Below are 19,148 nucleotides of genomic sequence, written 5' to 3'. Positions count from 1 at the left end.
CAAAGGCGGTGAAGAGGTATGCTCTTGGCCATCCTGAATCGCACAATTGAATCTGAACTCTCCTCTACTGACCACACTCGATGATCTGACGTTCCGTATGTGTGTTGTGATTCAGCAGGTGAGTCAGCCTGATGACTCTGGAGTTGGTCGGTACGTCTATGGGCAAAATGTTTTCACCTGTTGCCAAGCGTGTTGAACTGGAAGAACCGATTCGTGCCGAGCTTTTCGGCGTCGAGCGGCTTGAACAGCATGCTGCAAGCCTCGCGGTGGCACAGGCCGTCACCGACGATGCACGGGTGGGCCAATTGCTCACGCCACGAGTCCTTGATAATAGACGGGTATTGGTGGAGTGCTATCAGGCGATCGCTCGTACGATCCGCGATGAGAAAGCGATTACCCCAGCGGCTGAATGGTTCGTCGACAATTTCCATATTGTCGACGAACAACTGCGCGAGATCATCGATGATTTGCCTCCCGGGTATTACCGGCAATTGCCCAAACTTGCGTCGGGCCACTTGAAGAATCACCCCCGGGTCTTTGGAGTGGCCTGGGCATTTGTGGCCCACACTGACAGTCGATTCGATCCCGACATGCTCCGTCGCTTTGTCATGGCCTATCAGCGCGTGCAACCGCTGACGATTGGTGAGTTGTGGGCGGTGGCGATCTCGCTGCGTGTCGTCCTGGTAGAGAATCTTCGCAGGCTGATTGAGCGGATCGTTCAGAGCCGCGCTGACAGGCTGGAAGCCGACGAACTGGCCGACAGCTTGTTGGGAACCGGGGTATTAATCTCCGAGCCTCCGGCCACGGTTCTCCGCCATGTTGAGCGCCGACCATTAACCGCTGCATTCGCCGTACAGCTTGTTCAGCGACTCCGTGACCTGGACCCGAAGGTGCGTCCCGTGCTGCTGTGGCTCGACGAACGTTTGGCCGTGCAGGGCACGACTGCTGACGACATGGTGCATACGGAGCATCAGCAGCAGGCGGCCACGAGTGTCACGGTTCGCAACATCATTACGAGCATGCGGTTGACGTCCGTGTTTGATTGGGCGGACTTTTTCGAAAGCGTCAGTTCGGTCGACAAGATTCTGCGGAAGGATTCACGCTATGCCGAGATGGATTTCGCCACGCGGGATACCTATCGCCACGCGATCGAGGATCTCTCGCGCGGTACGGGTTTGTCGGAAGTCGACGTGACCGCACGGGTCGTGGACCGTGCCAGACTGGCTGGGATTGAGCAGCATGCGCGTGAGCAGCCGGAGCGGGATCGGCATACCGATCCCGGTTATTACCTGATCTCTCGTGGCCGGCAGGCACTTGAACGCGAGCTCGGCTACCGAGTGCCCTGGAAATGCCGGATTCTTCGCTGGTGCGTCCGGGCGCCGGCTGTGGGCTATCTGGGATCGCTCGCCGTGCTGACTGCCATCGTTCTCGCTGTTCCACTCTGGCATGCGGTCGGTACCGGGGTGACTGTTGCGGGCTTGGCCTGTCTCGGTCTCTTTGCACTGGTGCCGGCCTCGGACTTGGCCATGGCGCTTCTCAATCGTACGGTCATGTCGATTCTCGGACCTCGGTCATTGCCTCGGATGGCATTGAAGAATGGCATTCCGAAGGAGTTTCGAACAATCGTGGTGGTTCCCACGTTGCTGAGCAGCCGGCAGGATATCGATGAACTGGTAGAGCGATTAGAAGTGCACTATCTGGCGAATGTGGATGATGATCTGCGCTTCGCGCTGCTCTCAGATTGGAGAGATGCCCCAAGGGAAAGTATTCCGAGTGACGCGGAACTGCTGGCCGCTGCAGTAGAGGGGATTGCGAATCTAAACAAGCGGTATGGCCCAGCGGCTGGCAGTGGTTTGCGCTTTGTCCTGTTGCATCGCAGGCGAGTCTGGAACGAGTCTGAGCAGGTGTGGATGGGATGGGAGCGGAAGCGAGGCAAGCTGCATGAGTTGAATCAATGGTTACGTGGCTCGACGAGCACCACGTTCATGTCCGTCGGTGGGCAGCTTCCTGAGGTGATTCCCTCGGTCCGGTTCGTCATTACGTTGGATACAGATACCCGGTTACCTCGTGGTGCCGCCCACCGGTTGATCGGCACTATGGCGCACCCCCTGAACCGGCCTCAATTCGATCCGAGCGCCGGGCGGGTGCTTGAAGGGTATGGGGTCGTCCAGCCGAGGATTACGCCGTCGTTCCCAGGCAGCGGAGAGGGCTCGTATTTTCAACAGACGTTTTCCGGGCCCAGCGGGATCGATCCCTATGCATCGGCTGTGTCGGATGTGTACCAGGATTTGTTTCGAGAAGGGTCCTACACAGGCAAGGGCATTTACGAGATCGATGCGTTCGAAGCGGCGCTGGCGGGCAAGGTGCCGGACAATGCCATGCTCAGCCACGATCTGTTTGAAGGATTGTTCACGCGCGCAGCTCTGGCGACCGATATCGAGCTGTTCGAAGCATTTCCTGCCCACTACGAGGCGGCGGCAGCCAGGCAGCATCGATGGGTACGAGGCGATTGGCAGCTGCTGCCATGGCTGTTTGGGCGAGGACATACCGGCTCTGAGCCGCATCGCGCGGTGGTCATTCCCGCCATCGGCCGCTGGAAGATCCTCGACAACCTCCGCCGCAGCCTGTCGGCTCCTGCAGCGTTACTGACATTGAACGTCGGATGGATCCTGCCGGAACAATCTGCCTGGGTCTGGTCTGGGTTCATTTTGACCACCATCGCGATTCCCTCGCTGTTGTCCTTTGTACTCGGACTCTATCCGCGTCGATCCGGTATTGCCTTGCGTACCCATTTCCGTGGAGCAGGCACAGACCTCACATTGGCCATGAGGCAGATTGCGTTAACCGTCACCTTCCTCGTGCATCAGGCATGGCTCATGACGGATGCAATTCTTCGTACCCTCGGTCGTCTCGTCTTCACGCACAAACGGATGTTGGAGTGGGTGACTGCAGCTCAAGCCGAGGATGCCTATACGTGCAATCTGAGGGGGATGTATCGTCGCATGGCGGGCGGTGTGGCGCTTGCCGTCGCGGCGGCTGGTGGGGTGATAGTGTTTGGGGGCTATGAGTCCTGGGCTGCTGCGGCTCCGTTCGTACTGCTTTGGATATCGGCCCCTGCCGTAGCCCGGTGGGTCAGTCTTCCGCCTCGATTCATGGGAGCCGAACCGATTTCTCCGTCCGATGCACGAGCGCTCCGATTAATCGCACGCCGGACCTGGCGGTTCTTCGAAACGTTCGTCTCGCCCGAGGATCATGCGCTGCCGCCTGATAATTTTCAAGAAGATCCGAAACCCGTCGTCGCCCACCGGACCTCGCCGACCAACATAGGACTCTATCTGCTCTCAACCCTGGTCGCCCGTGACGTCGGATGGTTGGGAACCCTGGATGCCACTGAACGACTGGAAGCCACGCTGGCGACCATGAACCGTCTCGAGTTGTTTCGTGGACATTTTTATAATTGGTACGACACACGTACCCTTCATCCGCTGGATCCCAAGTATGTGTCCTCCGTCGATAGTGGAAATCTCGCGGGACATTTGTTGGTTGTGGGGAACGGATGCCACAAGTTGATTCAGCAATCTTCGGTCAACGGCGATGTGTTTGCCGGGATCGATGATGCCATCCAACTGCTGCGCGATGCCCTGGAGGAGATTCCGGATCAGCGACAGACCCACACGGTGACCAGGAAGCAGCTAAGCCAAGCCGTCGATATGCTGGCCATGGCGCTCCTGTCGAGGCCGGTCGATGCCGCCGGCTGGACCGCCAGGTTTGGCAGGCTCACCACCCTGTCTCATACTGTCTCGGATATGGCTCAGGCACTGGGACAGGAGCGCAGTGATGAGTCCGATGGGGAGTTGCGCGCCTGGGCCGATGCGGTCCGGACCTGCGTAGAAAGCCACCTCCGAGATGCGGAACTTTTGCTTCCATGGCTCCGATTCAGTGCGAAGGACCTGGCGGCCATGTTCGACCATCCGTCGGGACCATCACCGGAGTGGGCGGTGATCGAGCCGTTCTTTCATCCGATTCCAACACTTGAGAGTGCCCCCGCACGGTTTGCGGATGCGCTCCGTGAGCTGGATCGCTTGCGGGAACAGTTGCTCAGTTATCCCTCCCAGGATCGGGCTACCTTGGCAAGGATCACACTCCTGGCTGATGTCATCCGGCAATCGGTCGCGGGTATCACGGCCTTGGCCCGCCGTCTGACGGCGATCGCACAGCATGCGGAGCACATGGTGAACGCCATGGATTTCACGTTTCTTTTTGATCCGACACGCAAACTATTGTCCATTGGCTATCGGGTGCCGGAGTCCAGCCTAGACCCCAGTTGCTACGACCTGCTGGCGTCGGAGGCTAGGCTGGCGAGCTTTATCGCCATCGCCAAGGGTGACGTGCCGTCATCGCATTGGTTTCACTTGGGCCGTGCCCTGACGCCCGTTGGAGACGGTTCGGCGCTCGTGTCCTGGTCGGGCTCCATCTTCGAATACCTCATGCCGGCGTTGGTGATGCGTTTTCCGGCAGGCAGCCTACTGTGCCGTACGTATGAGCTGATTGTCCGCCGGCAGATTCAATACGGTAGAGAGCGAGGCGTGCCCTGGGGTATTTCGGAGTCGGCTTATAATACGCGTGATCTTGATCTGACGTACCAGTATTCCAGTTTTGGTGTGCCGGGTCTGGGGCTCAAGCGCGGCCTGAGTGAGGATGTGGTCATCGCGCCCTATGCCACAGCCCTCGCGGCGATGATTGATCCTCTGGAAGCGACGGTAGGATTCAGGCGCCTCGCCGAGGCCGGTGGGAGGGGAACATACGGGTTCTATGAAGCACTGGATTACACGGTGACACGGGTGCCCGAAGGAAAAGCCGTGGCCATCGTGCGGGCCTATATGTCCCATCATCAAGGCATGACGCTGGTCTCGCTCGCGAATGTCCTGAACAACGGACTGATGAGGGACCGTTTCCATGCCGAGCCGATCGTCCGGGCTACCGAACTCCTGCTTCAGGAACGGACTCCGCGCGACGTGCCCGTGACGCGCCCTCGCGCGGAAGAAGTCGCTGCAGCAGCGCAAGTTCGCGATCTCATACCGCCCGTCATGCGGCGATTTACCTCGCCGCATGAGGTGACTCCGCGGACACATCTGCTGTCCAACGGACAATATGCGGTCATGCTGACCACCGCCGGTTCGGGGTACAGCCGGTGGCGGGATATTGCAGTGACTCGCTGGCGCGAGGATGCGACGCGGGACTGCTGGGGTTCGTATATTTTTCTGCGCGATATCCAAACTGGGTCAGTATGGTCGGCCGGTTATCAGCCTAGCGGCGTCGATGCCGATGACTATGCGGTGTCGTTTACCGAAGAACGGGCTGAAATTATCCGGCGGGACGGCGATTGGAACACGACGCTCGACGTGGTGGTATCGTCAGAAGATGATGCTGAAGTGCGGCGCATCTCCGTGACCAATATGGGAACCAGCATGCGCGAGCTAGAAGTGACTTCCTACGCCGAGCTGTCCTTGGCTCCACAGGCCGCCGATGTGGCCCATCCGGCTTTTGGCAATCTCTTTGTGCAGACGGAATTCGTGCCGGAGGTCGGCGCGTTACTTGCGACGCGTCGCAGGCGATCAGATGAAGAAGCGGCGGTGTGGGTGGCCCAGGTGGTGGTGGTCGAAGGAGACACGGTGGGCGCCCTTCAATATGAAACGGATCGCGCCCGGTTCCTCGGGCGCGGACACCACGCTCGTTCGGCCGTGTCGATGAGTGATGGACGGCCGCTCTCGAATACTGTCGGATCCGTACTTGATCCGGTGATGAGCTTGCGCCGTACGGTGCGGGTACCTCCAGGAGGGATCGTGCGCGTGGTGTTTTCAACCATTATCAGCTCAGCCCGCGATCACGTGTTGGAGCTGGTCGACAAGTACAGCGACCCGAGAGTCTTTGAGCGTGCCCTGTCGCTGGCCTGGACGCAAGCGCGAGTGCAACTCCATCACCTCGGTATCGAGACCGACGAAGCGCAGTTGTTCCAGCGACTGGCTAATGCCGTGCTGTACGCCGATGCCTCGCTGCGGCCGTCTTCCGAAACACTGAGCCACTGCACGGTGGACCGTGCGGCGCTGTGGGCGCACGGCATCTCAGGCGATCTGCCCATCGTGTTGACCTGCATTGACAAAGCGGACGATGTCGACATCGTCCGGCAATTGCTCCGAGCGCATGAATACTGGCGCATGAGGCAATTATCAACCGATGTGATCATCCTGAATGAGAAGGCCTCGTCGTATGAGCAGGGATTGCAAGGTTCGCTGGAAGGGCTTGTGCGCGGCAGTCGGCTGCGCCTCTGCCCGGATACCGGCGGGGCGCGAGGCAGTATTTATCTTCTGCGGACCGACCTGCTCTCAGAGCAGGATCGGTTGTTGCTGCAGCAGGTCGCTCGTGTCGTCCTGCTTGGCCGGCGCGGCACGTTGGTGGAGCAGCTGACTCGCTTACAGCGCAGACATCATGTGGCGCCATTGAATCTGCCGGTGCGGCGTGCCGTCAGACGGCTGGATGTGCCGTTGCCTGAGCGAGAGCTCGAATTCTTCAACGGCTTGGGCGGCTTCGCGGACGATGGACGCGAATATGTCACGATTCTCGGCGAAGGATTGCGGACGCCACGACCCTGGATCAACGTCATCGCGAACCCGTCGTTCGGGTTCCTCGTGTCCGAGTCTGGATCCGGGTTTACTTGGTCGCTGAACAGCCACGAGAATCAGCTGACGCCGTGGTCAAATGATCCGGTAACCGATCCGTCGGGTGAGATGCTCTATATCCGCGATGACGATTCCGGAGAGATCTGGAGCCCAACGGCACTGCCGATTCGCGACGAGCTGGCACCTTATCTGGCTTGTCATGGACAGGGCTATAGCCGCTTCCATCATGGTTCACACGGTATCCTGGCCGAATTGCTGCAATTTGTGCCGCTTGACGATCCGATCAAGATCTCCCGATTGAGGTTGCAGAATATGTCCGGTCGCCCTCGGCATCTTACAGTCACGGCCTATGTGGAGTGGGTACTCGGGAGTTCCCGCAGTGCGTCCGCACCGTACATTCTCACGGAGAGCGATCCGGTGACCGGGGCACTTTGTGCGCGCAGTATGCTGGGGGGCGAGTTCGATGGGCGCATTGCATTTAGCGATCTTGCCGGAACACAGACCTCGTGGACCGGTGATCGCACGGAATTTCTCGGCCGTAACGGAACCGTTGAGCGTCCTCTGGCGCTGGAAACGGGTGATGCATTATCCGGAAAGGTCGGAGCAGGTCTCGACCCTTGTGGGGCCCTTCAACGGTCGATCGAGTTGAAAGCAGGTGAACGCGCCGAGATCATCTGGTTTCTTGGCCAGACAGCGGGGAGAGAGCAGGCACGGCTTCTGCTGAACCGCTATCGTGGGGCAGACGTGGACGCGCTCTTGGGTGAGGTTACTCGCCGGTGGGACGACCTGTTGGGTGTTGTCCAGGTTCAGACGCCGGAACGCGCCATGGATATCCTGTTGAATCGCTGGGTGCTCTATCAGACACTGGTCTGTCGCGTCTGGGCGCGTGCGGCGTTCTATCAATTGAGTGGAGCCTATGGGTTTCGCGATCAACTTCAAGATGTCATGGCTTTGAGCGTGGCGGCACGCGATGTCACGCGTGAGCATTTGCTGAGGGCCGCCGCGCGGCAGTTTGTCGAGGGCGACGTCCAGCATTGGTGGCATCCTCCGTCCGGACGCGGTGTGCGGACCCGCATGTCCGACGATCTCGTCTGGTTGCCGTATGCGGTAATCCAGTTTCTCGAAGTCACCGGCGACATGACTGTGTTGGACGAATTGGTCCCTTTCCTAGAAGGCCCGACGCTAGCTGAAGGACAACAGGAATCCTATTTCGAACCACGTGTGTCCCAGAAGCGCGCCACCCTCTTTGAACATTGTGCACGTGCGTTGGATCGCAGCCTTGTCGTCGGCAGTCATGGCCTTCCCCTCATGGGCTCTGGAGACTGGAATGACGGGATGAACCGCGTTGGTCAGGAAGGCAAAGGGGAAAGTGTCTGGCTCGGCTGGTTTCTGCATACGGTTCTCTGGGAGTTTGCCAAGGTGGCGGCTCAGCGCGGGGAGCGTGCTCGTGCTGAAATGTGGCGGCTCCATGTAAGTGCGTTGAAGGCCGCGATCGAGCGGGACGGCTGGGACGGAGAATGGTATCGCCGCGCGTACTTTGATGATGGGACATCGCTCGGTTCCGCTGCTGATGAGGAATGCCGCATTGATTCGATTGCTCAGTCCTGGGGAGTGATCAGCGGCGCGGCAGATCCAGACCGCGGCGCGCGCGCCATGGCGGCGGTGGAACGGCATCTTGTGAACCGGCAGTATGGGCTCATTCGCCTGTTGACCCCACCTTTTGATCAGATGGCGAAGGATCCTGGCTATATCAAAGGCTATGTCCCTGGCGTACGAGAAAACGGAGGGCAATATACCCACGCGGCAGTCTGGACCGTGCTGGCCTTCGCGGCGTTGGGTGAGGGGGACAAGGCCGGCGAGTTGTTTCGCATGTTGAACCCTGTCCATCGGATCTCCTCGCGAGCGAGCGTCCAGCGCTACAAACTCGAGCCCTATGTCGTCGCCGGTGACGTGTACGCCGAACCACCGCATGTTGGACGCGGGGGATGGACTTGGTACAGCGGGGCAGCTGGTTGGCTCTACCGGGCCGGTACGGAGTGGATGCTCGGCTTTCTCTTGCGTGGTACCACACTCTCTCTCGATCCTTGTGTTCCACGCCACTGGCCGGGGTACTCCATTCGTTTCCGGTATCATGCCGCAATCTATGACATTACGGTGGAAAATCCATGTCATGTGAGCCGCGGGGTGACGCTGGCGGAACTTGATGGCAAGCCGTTGATCAATCGGGACAATATTTCTCTCGTCACAGACGGTGAGCACCACATTCGCATCGTGCTCGGATGATCGAGGTATGTAATGGTGACCTTGTTTCATGAAGTTAACCAAATTAAGTTAATAAATAAATATAATGTACACCGTTGAGAATATATATTGACTATAAATGGTAAACTTTTGTAGAGTAATAGAGTAGAGTAATAGAAGGGAGGGGCGCACGCCTCTCTAGTAGAGTGTTCGTTACCTCTTACATGCCATGAAAGTGAGGAATGTAACGTTGGCGAGTTTGCCTACACTCTGATATTCCAGTTTCGCTGACTGTCCCATCCTTTGCGCTTCCCGCATCCTTCCCGGCGCGATCGATTCCCCAGTCTCCGCCGCTTCAATGCCAGAGTGCCGATGATGTTCGACGGTCTGGTGAGGGTGGTGCCCTCACTGGCTGATTGTGAGAACTTCCGTCTGTCACCGTCCTGACAGAGACGACTTCCTGGTCACGGATTGGGATCGTCTTCTATCGAGGCGATAGCGGAGTGTTCAGCGAGGGAGGTCTTCATCATGAGACTCTATACGATTACCTGGACGGGACTTGTGTTCATCGGAATGACCGCGCTTGCGATGGCGAATCCAGCGATGCTGCCCAAGCATCCTGGGTATCCATCAAGCGGAGAGTTTGCGAACGATACGGGCCAGTCGAACTTGACCTATCGCCAATCCATTCAGGAGGCTGCGAAATCCGGAGATACCACAATGGGCAGGATGCCGATTGATCCCAAGAATACCGGGATACTGGAGCCCCAAGTTGTCGACTCACTAAAAGGCGCGGTTGAACAGCCGGTGAAAGACGGCATGCCGGTACCAAAGAAATAAGGCACAAGTTTGAGCCCACGATTTGCTTGCGGGCGAAGGAATGAGTAGAGCAAAGACATGGACTTCGGCTGAGAAAGGAAACTGTCTATATGGACGCGGTGGTTTGGCAGGTGGAGTGAACGTGACCGCCTGGGGCTTTGTGGTCATGTTCCTACATCTTCCGTCATGCATAAAGGAGGCAGCCATGACCAATAAAAGTTTTACGATATGGCGGGCAATCTTGATTGGAGGGACGGTGATCGGCTTAGCAGGAATTATCGGTGAAATGGTTTGGAGCGCTGATAAGGGGAAACTCAAAGAGGTGGAAGTTATCGCCATGGCGACTTCCACCAAGATCACGATTGGGGGAGCCGTAGAGACGGCTTTGGCAAGCACTGCAGGGCAGGCCATTCAAGCAGAACTGGAGAAGAGGGGGGAGAAGACCGTATGGAATGTTGAAATTTTGACCACTGAAGAATCGATTACGGCGGTCTATGTCGATGCTGTTTCAGGAGTGGTGTTAATGACCGAAGAGAAGGTGCCAGGGAAGAGGCTCATTCAGGATAAGACATTATAACTCGGCTCGCTGGCCGCACGACTGAATTTGTACGCGTGCGTTGCAGACGAGGACATTTCTGAAGAACTTCTTAAGAAGGAGGAGCGTATGCAGTTGGAGTTGGTACCACAAGAGCAGGAGATATTGTTATGGGCGGTCAAGGGTACGATTTCAGACCTTGGGACTGAAATAGGTCACACCGATAATCAGGCGATGCGGGAAGATTTGCAGAAGCGGAAGGAGATTCTGTCAGTGATTTCTGCTCGGCTCGGAGTCCCGGTGTAAGAGTGCCCTCCCTCCGTGTGCGAGCGGCTAGACATCAGGAAATGGCCTCGGCTGTGGGGGGAACGACTGAGCGAGTGTTGAATGACAACTATCCAGGAACTTGTACGTGAACTGATTCTTAATCCGCTTGGTCACGCATGAATGGATTTCCGCTGTCTTACTGAAGGAGGATTTATGTCCATGTATGTACTGGTTCTTGCAATTGTGATCGGATCTCCCTTGTCAGGCTTTGCTCAATTCGTCGATCGAGGTGAGTATGTGGAGGTCTCGAAAGGTGTGAAGCTGTGTTCCAATGCCACCCTGGACACTTCGAATAGGATGTTCGACCAGGAGAATCGATTCTGGCGCGTCATGAGCAAACCACGGTTGAATGGCACGCAAACTGTGGAGGCCTTTGTCCTTGAAAGTGTATACGATCGCAAAAGCGGCGAGACCACGATCGAAGCACACCCATACGATGAGGGCTATGCGACTCGATTTAAGAGAGCTGCAGAGCATAAGGGGATGTTGTTGATGGTCAGTCCAAGAGATGGTCAAGTTGAAGCAACTGTCGAGATTTGTGGAACAAAGAAGTAGCGCGTCGGTTCCGGTTGAAATGACAATCTGGGTATCCGTGTGTTGTGATGTTATCGTGAGTCCTAGGAGGAGAATCTTCGCTTCGGAAAGACTGAGCGTGGACCAGGCCAAATGAGAGACGGCGGTTTTTTTCAATTGTTTCAGCAGAACTAGGATAGAGCTGAAGGGCGTAACTGTCGGCGTATTCTTGGACGCTTATGCAGGTTGAGACTGCAAAGTAGTTCGAGATTGCTGGGAACGCGGCGCGGTCGTCTTTCTCCATCACGGGGCTGTACAACTCTCCATATCCTGAACACTGCGTGCTGATCACCAGGTGTGATCCGTCCGGAAAGGTCAGCAGCGGATCCAAGTTGATGCGACTCACTGGTACGGTTCCTCTCGCATAGTTGGGCAGAACCTAGGAATGAGTGGAGGTATAGGGTGTGACGTAGAGTCGTAAGCAATTGCCCTCGAATAGTGTACCTTCCAGGGAAACGACCGCCTTCAGAGCTTGCTCGCCCGAGCCCATTTCCACAAATCCATAGCCAGCTGATTTCCCACTGCATTTGTGCCTCACAATATAGGCGCGTGCGACCGTACCATAGATTCCAAATAAGTCACGGAGCTTATAATCGTCGGTGGCCTCTGAAAGGCCACCGACGTACAAGACGCGTTTGCTCATGACCGTTCCTTTTGTTGTGTGAAGTGATCACTCACACCGAGAAGATTATCGCTCATCTCGAGGTTCAAAATAGGTATAGACGAGGACACTAATCAGTCCCATTATGTACAGAAGAGTTGCCGCAGCGAGGGGATTCTGAACGAACCATTGGATGGAAGGCTGAAAGAGAGACATTGGGTTGCAGTTCCTATTTAGCGGGTAATGGACAAAGCGGTGTATATTAGTCATGTTCCTGTTTTGTGCCCAAGCGGTTTCTTCCTGCTCAGGCGAGCTTCTGGTTTCTGCCTTACCACTGGCTTCCCTTTTACATGGTGCAACGTAAGCGGGTATCCTTTCGCTAACGAAGCGACTCCCTCCCTGATGACATCGATTGAGGATGCGCTCTCGCGCTGGATTGGATCAGACAGCCCTAATAGGTGCCACCGAATGGTCGGTTTTTTGTGGGCAGACTTCCTCTTGCGTTTGTGGTGAGCCCTCCGAGCCGAAAAGAAATTCATAGCAACTCCTGCTGTACAGAGGTGCGCCTCGATCAGAGACTCCTCCACCGGAGGAGCTTGTGGGCTCTGTTGTCATGCCGACAATGAGTCGACTCACCCGCGAACGGCAGGACGTGCCATTCAATGAGATGAGCATGAGAACGTCATACGATCGCGCAGAGACGGGGAGTGAGTACGAGGAGTGCGCGGAGAAACAATAGCCGTAAGGCAGGACAAGCTTAACAGGCACCTTGTGAAGGAGTCAAACTCATTACTGACTAATCATTTGGATAGTCACCAATATGTTTAGATTTCGATGGTTCCCGCTGGGTTACCACACCTTGGATCTGATGAAGGGCTTGGCAATGAGGGAGGCTCGGTTTTATCAATCAGTCCTTTGCTTGAGACGCGGCTTTGCCGAGTGTCAGCCAGAGTACCAGATATCCGGCCATCGCCGAGAGGAGCGATCCGAGAAGAATCCCAATGCGCTCATCAAACAACGCAGGCCGCTGCAGTTCCTCAAAGGCGAGCGCACCGATAAACAGACTCATGGTAAACCCGATACCACACAGGATGGCGACCCCAGACAGCTGGATCGCTGTGACTCCCATCGGCAGACGGGCAATCCCCAGCAGGATCCCGGCCATGCAGAACAAAAAGACGCCCAGCGGCTTGCCGAGAAACAACCCCAACGTGATGCCCAGGGAGACCGGATGTAAGAGACTTTCCAGAGATACCTCACTCAGGGAGACGCCGGCATTAAAGAAGGCAAACAGGGGCAACGTGACAAACGCCACTGCGGTGTGAAGTTCCTGCTCCAGGGTCCGAAGCGGTGAATGAGACTTGTTCCTGACATCTGTGAGGGGAATAAACATTGCCAGAAGGACACCAGCCAAAGTGGCGTGCACGCCGGACTTCAACACCGCAGTCCACATCACAAGGCCGACCAAGGCATAGAGGGGAATGGCCGTGACGCCCTTTCGATTCAGAAAGAGGAGGACCACCAAGCAGACCGCCGCAGTCCACATCATGGTCGTAGAGAGATTCGAAGAAAAAAAGAAAGCAATGATCAGAATGGCGCCGACATCATCAAAAATAGCGAGTGATACCAGAAATACCTTCAGGGAAAGCGGGACACGCTGACCCAGCAAAGAGAGAATGCCCAAGGAGAAGGCCGTATCGGTGGCAATAGGAACGGCCCAGCCCGCCATACCGGCGGGATTGTCATAGTTGACCCACCAATAGATGAATCCAGGAACCACCATCCCCCCGAGAGCACCCAGCGCCGGAAGCCCCACATTGGCCCTATCGGATAGTTCCCCCTCCAGGAATTCCCGTTTCAACTCCATCCCGACTAGAAAGAAAAACAGCACCATTAGACCATCATTGATCCAGAGGAGAAGAGGTTTGTGAATGTGGAAGCTTCCAAATTGAACCGCGACGGGAATCTGCAACAGGCTTTCATACAGATGCTTCAGGCCGGTATTGGCGCATACCATGGCGAGGCCTGCGGCAAACATCAGAAGAATGCCGCTGGCGGATTCCAGTCTTAAGAACGTGCGAATACTACTAATCATCGAATCATGGCCCATGCGTTCGGTGCTTAGGATCTTGCAATTGTCTAGACTGTTGTATGCCCAACTTGTGCTCTAGCACTCTGCGCACATCCCGACCGTTAGGGCAATACCATCGTATTGGAGTGGCACGGCCTACCGAATCTGAAACATCGCCAACCATGAACGGATAATCGACATCGGTTTTTACCCATCAAGCGCGTAGACATTCACGATTGACTCCATTTGACACGACCGTGGTTGGCCCTGTAGGGTGAATGTGACGTATTGAGCCACGCCGACTATCCCATCTCTCGCGCGTCTCTCCTATTCCTGCGCGTCTGATTCCCCGGTCTCCGCCGCTTTTACGCCAGAAGTCCGTTCTGTCCACGAGCCGTGAGTGCGAAGGTGGGCCTTGGACAGATGGTGGTTTCCCACATCATGGCAAAGGAGATTCGTATGAACCAGGAACAGTTCGGACAATTCTGGGAGCAATTGAAAACACCGCTCAAGGATTACTGGTCAAAGATTACAGCGGAGGATTTGACGGAGATCCGAGGGGATTTGGCGACGTTTAGTTCGGTCATTCAAAAGCGGTATGGAGAACTGCAGAAAGAGGAAGTGCGCAGGTGGGTCAATCGACGCTATTCCCACTGGACAGGAAACTACATCGGATATAAGGATCCGGCTCCGGCGTCCTAACTGCCGTCGTCTGCCGTCATATGACGCGCAGTGGGTCATCGACAAGACCAACGGGGTGGAGCACGTGAGCGAGTTGCATCGCACATGGGGATAAGGGCACCATCACGGAAGGCATGATCGGAGCCTGACATGAACGAAAGTCGTCAAAACGTAAGGGTAGGCAAGCCTCACCAATCCAGCAAGGTCGGCGGGAAGGCGCTCAATGCAAAGGACTTAACGTGCCACGAAGCGCAGATAGAAGAGCTGCTTTCAAAAGGGGAATCGACCGAGGGCGACGCCGATGAGGAGCAAGATGAACGTAGATAGAGATTCTGGCTACCCATCGGCGCTGATCTGAGCTCAGCGGAGGGTGCCATGATTGTAGAGTTCCCCGACCTCTCCCTCACATGCTCATCAAGATAAGGAACAAGATGACAAAGCAAACCAGGAATAAAATCGACTCGATCGCATTTACAGGGCTGTTACTGGCACTTGCCATCTTTCTAGTCTGGTTTTTCGTCACGCTACCCAACCTATGAGCGTGATATCTCAAGTGCAGTCAAGCAGTTTGAGTCATTCCAAGAAACTTAGAGTCGGCCTTAAGTCGGTTGTTGTTGATGATTTGTACGATGGGTCCTAACGCCCTGCGAGGAGATCAACAACCTTTTCGGAAGAGCTGCGCCGTACTGTCGCGTGGAGCCTCCCAGACAGGCGAAAGAGCGACCACGACACAGAAAGGCGGGACGAGCGCTTCGCACGACTGGTCAGCCTGCGTCGCGAGCCTCCGACATCTCTACAGAAAAACCCTACGTGTTCCCGGCGTGTTCTCTTGAGAGCAAAATAGGCCCCAATTCCCCTCAATTGAACTGAGCTAAACTGAGTACAAAAAACATCCAAACGCCACTCCTAGAGAGTGGTTTCGCTGTTCTGGCAAGGACTTGTGGGGAACTCTCGGAAGGGCTTAGGAATCGCCTTGACAGCGAGAAAGCCTCCGCGGGGAGCGAAGCTGCCTTCTAGCAATGCATCGATCACAAGTAGCTCCGAGTGACGCGACCAATCAGATACTCGTACCAAGCCATAGACAATTGGCCATGTATTGGAAAACTTTACCCTATCGACGGTGAATTCAATCTTGGACGGACTAAAACTGAGTCCAAACCATAGCTGGAATCCTCTCCTGGAGCGTGGTTGCATCGTTGCGAATCCTATCCATGAACTCCCGGGGCGGTGTTCTTGTGGTCATCTCGTCCTCATGAGTTTCCCTGTCGGCAACTGGCCATTCTTGCATTATGTGCTGGTTATTGGAGTGTACTGCTAAGGAAGGTCTGATTAATTCACGTGTCCACTCGGAATTCTGTTTCTGGGGTCATCACCAGGACGAATTCGGTGGGCATCGGCTGTTTCGAGAGCCTGTTGGTTGGGCGTATCCACTGGCCGATCGCCCGCTGCCAGCCCCCGGACACATGTTCCCTACGTGCCCGCCAAGAGCCGCCGTCGTACCACATACAGATTCGCTAAGCCGCAGCTGATCTGGAGCCAGTGGGTATTCTTGGCTAGCCCCCGGTACCGGACTTTGACCCAGCCGACGATCCGCTTGATGACCAAGAACGCATGCTCGACCTTCGCCCGGACTTTCGACTTGGTGCGGTTGCGATCCCGTTCTTCCTCACTCAGCGGCCGATGGCGATGGGCTTTGGTCTGGATGAAACTCTTGGCGTGGGGGGCGTGCTGTCGAAGCACCGCGCGTTGCCCACTGTAGGCGGCATCGCCCCACACGCGGGTCTCCTGGCCATGCAGCAACTCCGGTAATACCTGGCTATCCACACCGATATGCGCTTTCATGCCGAAGTACCACTGATTGCCCTTCTTCGTCTGATGCATCTCGGGATCTCGCTCCTTCGTCCGATTCTTGGTCGAACTGGGCGCGCTGATGATGGTCGCATCCACAATGGTGCCTCGACTCACCTGCAACCCCTGCTGGGTCAGATACTCCCCGATCCCGGCAAAGAGCTGTTTCCCCAACTCGTGCGTCTCCAGCAGATGCCGAAACTTGCAGATCGTCGTCTCATCGGGGACGGGCTCACGGCCCAGATCAATCCCGACGAACTGCCGCATGGCGCGGGAGTCATACAGCGCTTCTTCCACCGCCGGATCTGACAGGTTGAACCACTGTTGGAGACAATGGAGGCGCAGCATGCGTTCGATCCCGACCGGCGGACGCCCGGGCCCGTCGGCTTTGGGGTAGACCGGCTCGATCGCCGCGACCAATTTGGCCCACGGCACCACGCGATTCATCTCGTCGAGGAACCGCTCGCGGCGGGTGGGTTTGCGATATTGCTCGAAGGGGACTTCTGCAAAGGTCTGCTGATGCATGGGCGCGCCTCCCGTTCAGTGCCGCACTTCTCTTAGCACATCAGGAAAGGGGAATAAATCAGACCTTCCCTAAGTACTGACTTCTTCTGGAGATTCGGAAAATTTCTTACGGTCATGGGTAATCTGCTGTCAACGGGTATGGACTGTGACGGTCACTGTTGAGGAATCCCTTCCTTTCTGCGGCCCCCTACCTTTTCGGTATGGTTATAAATTCTGAACCCGCTCATAAGTCTCACCGTGCCACACGATTTCTGTATCTCTTCGTCTAAGGCACACGGTATGACGTCACAGAAGTGCTCGTGTGGCGCGAAGATCGTGCTCGCATGGAAGATCCTGGTGAAGCGAGAGGAGTTCGACCGCTGGCTATCGAGCTCGCACGTCGTGAAGTCGGCTGACTGCCTGACAGCAATCAAACGGAACCGCCGAGCATTGTCACGCTACTAAGGTAAAGGGGAAGCGAGATCATGACACCACCGAGCCTTGATCAATTGATCCAGGACCCCGCAAAGGCGGCGATCCTGCCACCGGAGATCGCGCAGGCACTGTTGATCGGACTCGCGTCGCTTCAGCCGTTGCTGGTTCAGCGAGCTCTAATGGGCTCCGCAGACAGCGCGAGCGACGAGGATTTGCTCACGATCGGGCAAGTTGCAGCGAGACTGAAGCTCAGCCAATATCGCGCCTATGAATTGTGCCGTCACGGAGAGCTGAAGGCCATCCGACTGGGAAAATCGGTGAGGGTGAAACCGTCCGATTTGCACGCGTATATGGCCCAACATGGTGGTTGAAACTAGCAGTATACGAATCGTATCCTGTCCTCGTGGCCTGATGGGAACGCAATGAATTGGCACTTCGAGAAGCGATGCAACCTGTGATTCGATTACTGAAGTCCCGCAATAGCCGGTGATGTATGGCTTGTGTGCGAAAACGGCGCGGCAAATATGTGGTGGATTGGCGCGATGGGGCTGGAGTCCGTCATTGGAAGACGTTCGACCGGAAGACCGATGCAGATGCCCACCGAGATAAAGTCGGACCAGAAGCACGTCACCGAGTAACCTCTACTCTTCCGGCTTCCAGCACCCTGATGGAATATGCTGAGCATTGGAAGCGACTTATTGGCCAAACCGTCAAACCGCGCACCCTCGCCCGCTACACCGAAATTCTTGACCTTCATATTTCCCCCCGGTTCGAGAAGATTCGCGTTCGTGACTTGGACCGTGGACGAATCAAGGTGTTTCTAGCAGACAAACTTCAAGCCGGTCTTGAGAAGCGAACGGTGCGGAACATTCAGGCTGTGCTGCGGGTGATGCTCAACGCTGCGATTGAAGACGGACTGATCGCGGCCAATCCTGCTGCGAACCTGGGACGGGTGCTGAAGCTGACGGTCTCAAAGACGACGCGCCAAGAAGAGATCAAGGCGATGACCAAGGTCCAGCGGCAACACTTCCTTGCTACGGTCTTGCAGCAAGCTCCACGCTACTATCCTCTCTTCTTCGTATTGGCCGGAACCGGCATGAGGTTAGGGGAGGCCTTGGCGCTCCAAGTTGAGGATGTGGATCTTCATAGCAAGACAATCCGTATTGCCCGTGCCTTTTCGGAAGATGGAGCGCTTGATACGCCGAAGTCTGGCCATGGGCGGACGGTGGATGTCTCGCGTTCCCTCGCGGAAACGCTGGGATCTCATATACGGGCGCGCAAACAAGACACGCTCAAATATGGATGGAATAATCGTCCTTCGTGGCTATTCGTGAGCAAGGTGGGGACGCCACTCGATCCGGCAAATGTGCGCAAGGGCATGACCCATGCGTTGAAGGCATCGAAGTTGCCGACACACTTCACCCCTCATTGTTTGCGCCATACCTACGCCTCGATCCTGCTTTCCGAGGGTGTCCCAGCCCCGTACGTTCAAGAGCAATTGGGACACGCGACGATTGAATTAACAGTGAGCACTTATGGGAGATGGCTGAAGAAGAAAGCACCCGGTGCATTGGATCGCCTTGACGCACTACCGTCTCAATCAGAGCGGGCGGTAGCACGTGGTAGCAAAGTGGTAGCAGACGGGGCTTTTGTACAGAACTCCCAGAACAGACCTCTCCTGCAACTCGCTGAAATGTCGGGGAAAGCTATGGAGCTGGCGAGAGGAATCGAACCTCCAACCTGCGGTTTACAAAACCGCTGCTCTGCCGATTGAGCTACGCCAGCATCCCAATGATTTGAATGAGTTACACTTTTACAGACTCTCGGCCTTGGGGT

The 19,148-nt window shown here is 56.2% G+C and carries 11 protein-coding genes and 1 tRNA gene; 8 read left to right on the top strand and 4 right to left on the bottom strand.

The window, feature by feature from the left end; translation table 11 throughout:
- Nucleotides 1–131: 131 nt before the first annotated feature.
- From P0120_24340 to P0120_24320, 5 genes are all read left to right on the top strand, one after another.
- Nucleotides 132–8,960, top strand: a complete 8,829-nt coding sequence (locus P0120_24340) for a glucoamylase family protein (GenBank protein MDF0677438.1) — start codon at nt 132–134, stop codon at nt 8,958–8,960.
- 486 nt (nt 8,961–9,446) lie between these two features.
- On the top strand, nt 9,447–9,758 hold the full coding sequence (locus tag P0120_24335) for a hypothetical protein (GenBank protein MDF0677437.1): 312 nt from the start codon (nt 9,447–9,449) through the stop codon (nt 9,756–9,758).
- A gap of 184 nt (nt 9,759–9,942) precedes the next feature.
- Nucleotides 9,943–10,314: a PepSY domain-containing protein gene (locus tag P0120_24330; GenBank protein MDF0677436.1), complete on the top strand. Its 372-nt coding sequence runs from the start codon at nt 9,943–9,945 to the stop codon at nt 10,312–10,314.
- 87 nt (nt 10,315–10,401) lie between these two features.
- Nucleotides 10,402–10,578 carry a hypothetical protein gene (locus P0120_24325; GenBank protein ID MDF0677435.1) on the top strand — a complete coding sequence of 59 codons (177 nt, stop codon included), beginning with the start codon at nt 10,402–10,404 and terminating at the stop codon, nt 10,576–10,578.
- 174 nt (nt 10,579–10,752) lie between these two features.
- On the top strand, nt 10,753–11,154 hold the full coding sequence (locus P0120_24320) for a hypothetical protein (GenBank protein MDF0677434.1): 402 nt from the start codon (nt 10,753–10,755) through the stop codon (nt 11,152–11,154).
- 397 nt (nt 11,155–11,551) lie between these two features.
- Here P0120_24320 and P0120_24315 read toward each other — a convergent pair whose 3' ends face one another.
- Both P0120_24315 and nhaA read right to left on the bottom strand, forming a co-directional pair.
- Nucleotides 11,552–11,815: an RNA-binding protein gene (locus P0120_24315; protein ID MDF0677433.1), complete on the bottom strand. Its 264-nt coding sequence runs from the start codon at nt 11,813–11,815 to the stop codon at nt 11,552–11,554.
- A gap of 865 nt (nt 11,816–12,680) precedes the next feature.
- On the bottom strand, nt 12,681–13,868 hold the full coding sequence (nhaA, locus tag P0120_24310; protein MDF0677432.1) for a Na+/H+ antiporter NhaA: 1,188 nt from the start codon (nt 13,866–13,868) through the stop codon (nt 12,681–12,683).
- A gap of 435 nt (nt 13,869–14,303) precedes the next feature.
- On the opposite strand from nhaA, the gene P0120_24305 reads away from it, so the two are divergent.
- Together P0120_24305 and P0120_24300 are read left to right on the top strand one after the other, a co-directional pair.
- On the top strand, nt 14,304–14,546 hold the full coding sequence (locus P0120_24305) for a hypothetical protein (protein MDF0677431.1): 243 nt from the start codon (nt 14,304–14,306) through the stop codon (nt 14,544–14,546).
- Between the two features lie 129 nt (nt 14,547–14,675).
- Entirely contained in the window at nt 14,676–14,852 is a 177-nt protein-coding gene (locus P0120_24300; protein MDF0677430.1) for a hypothetical protein, read from the top strand.
- 1,143 nt (nt 14,853–15,995) lie between these two features.
- Here P0120_24300 and P0120_24295 read toward each other — a convergent pair.
- Nucleotides 15,996–16,898, bottom strand: coding sequence for an IS5 family transposase (locus tag P0120_24295; GenBank protein MDF0677429.1), 903 nt, complete (start codon nt 16,896–16,898; stop codon nt 15,996–15,998).
- 464 nt (nt 16,899–17,362) lie between these two features.
- Between P0120_24295 and P0120_24290 the strand changes: the two genes are divergently transcribed.
- A complete protein-coding gene (locus tag P0120_24290) occupies nt 17,363–17,683 on the top strand; it encodes a helix-turn-helix domain-containing protein (protein ID MDF0677428.1) in 321 nt (106 codons plus the stop codon).
- A 1,338-nt stretch (nt 17,684–19,021) separates the two neighbouring features.
- On the opposite strand, the gene P0120_24285 is transcribed toward P0120_24290, so the two are convergent.
- Nucleotides 19,022–19,097: transfer RNA gene (locus P0120_24285), tRNA-Thr, on the bottom strand.
- Between the last annotated feature and the right edge of the window lie 51 nt (nt 19,098–19,148).

It is taken from the genome of Nitrospira sp. (genome assembly GCA_029194675.1).
Classification (GTDB): Bacteria; Nitrospirota; Nitrospiria; order Nitrospirales; family Nitrospiraceae; genus Nitrospira_D.
Note: the sequence above shows the minus strand (reverse complement) of the source record. Positions and strands in the feature narration are given on the sequence as shown.

Coding starts and splice junctions, on each gene's coding strand:
- P0120_24340 (MDF0677438.1), top strand. CDS start 132: ATGACTCTGGAGTTGGTCGGTACGTCTATGGGCAAAATGTTTTCACCT.
- P0120_24335 (MDF0677437.1), top strand. CDS start 9,447: ATGAGACTCTATACGATTACCTGGACGGGACTTGTGTTCATCGGAATG.
- P0120_24330 (MDF0677436.1), top strand. CDS start 9,943: ATGACCAATAAAAGTTTTACGATATGGCGGGCAATCTTGATTGGAGGG.
- P0120_24325 (MDF0677435.1), top strand. CDS start 10,402: ATGCAGTTGGAGTTGGTACCACAAGAGCAGGAGATATTGTTATGGGCG.
- P0120_24320 (MDF0677434.1), top strand. CDS start 10,753: ATGTCCATGTATGTACTGGTTCTTGCAATTGTGATCGGATCTCCCTTG.
- P0120_24315 (MDF0677433.1), bottom strand. CDS start 11,815: ATGAGCAAACGCGTCTTGTACGTCGGTGGCCTTTCAGAGGCCACCGAC.
- nhaA (MDF0677432.1), bottom strand. CDS start 13,868: ATGATTAGTAGTATTCGCACGTTCTTAAGACTGGAATCCGCCAGCGGC.
- P0120_24305 (MDF0677431.1), top strand. CDS start 14,304: ATGAACCAGGAACAGTTCGGACAATTCTGGGAGCAATTGAAAACACCG.
- P0120_24300 (MDF0677430.1), top strand. CDS start 14,676: ATGAACGAAAGTCGTCAAAACGTAAGGGTAGGCAAGCCTCACCAATCC.
- P0120_24295 (MDF0677429.1), bottom strand. CDS start 16,898: ATGCATCAGCAGACCTTTGCAGAAGTCCCCTTCGAGCAATATCGCAAA.
- P0120_24290 (MDF0677428.1), top strand. CDS start 17,363: ATGACACCACCGAGCCTTGATCAATTGATCCAGGACCCCGCAAAGGCG.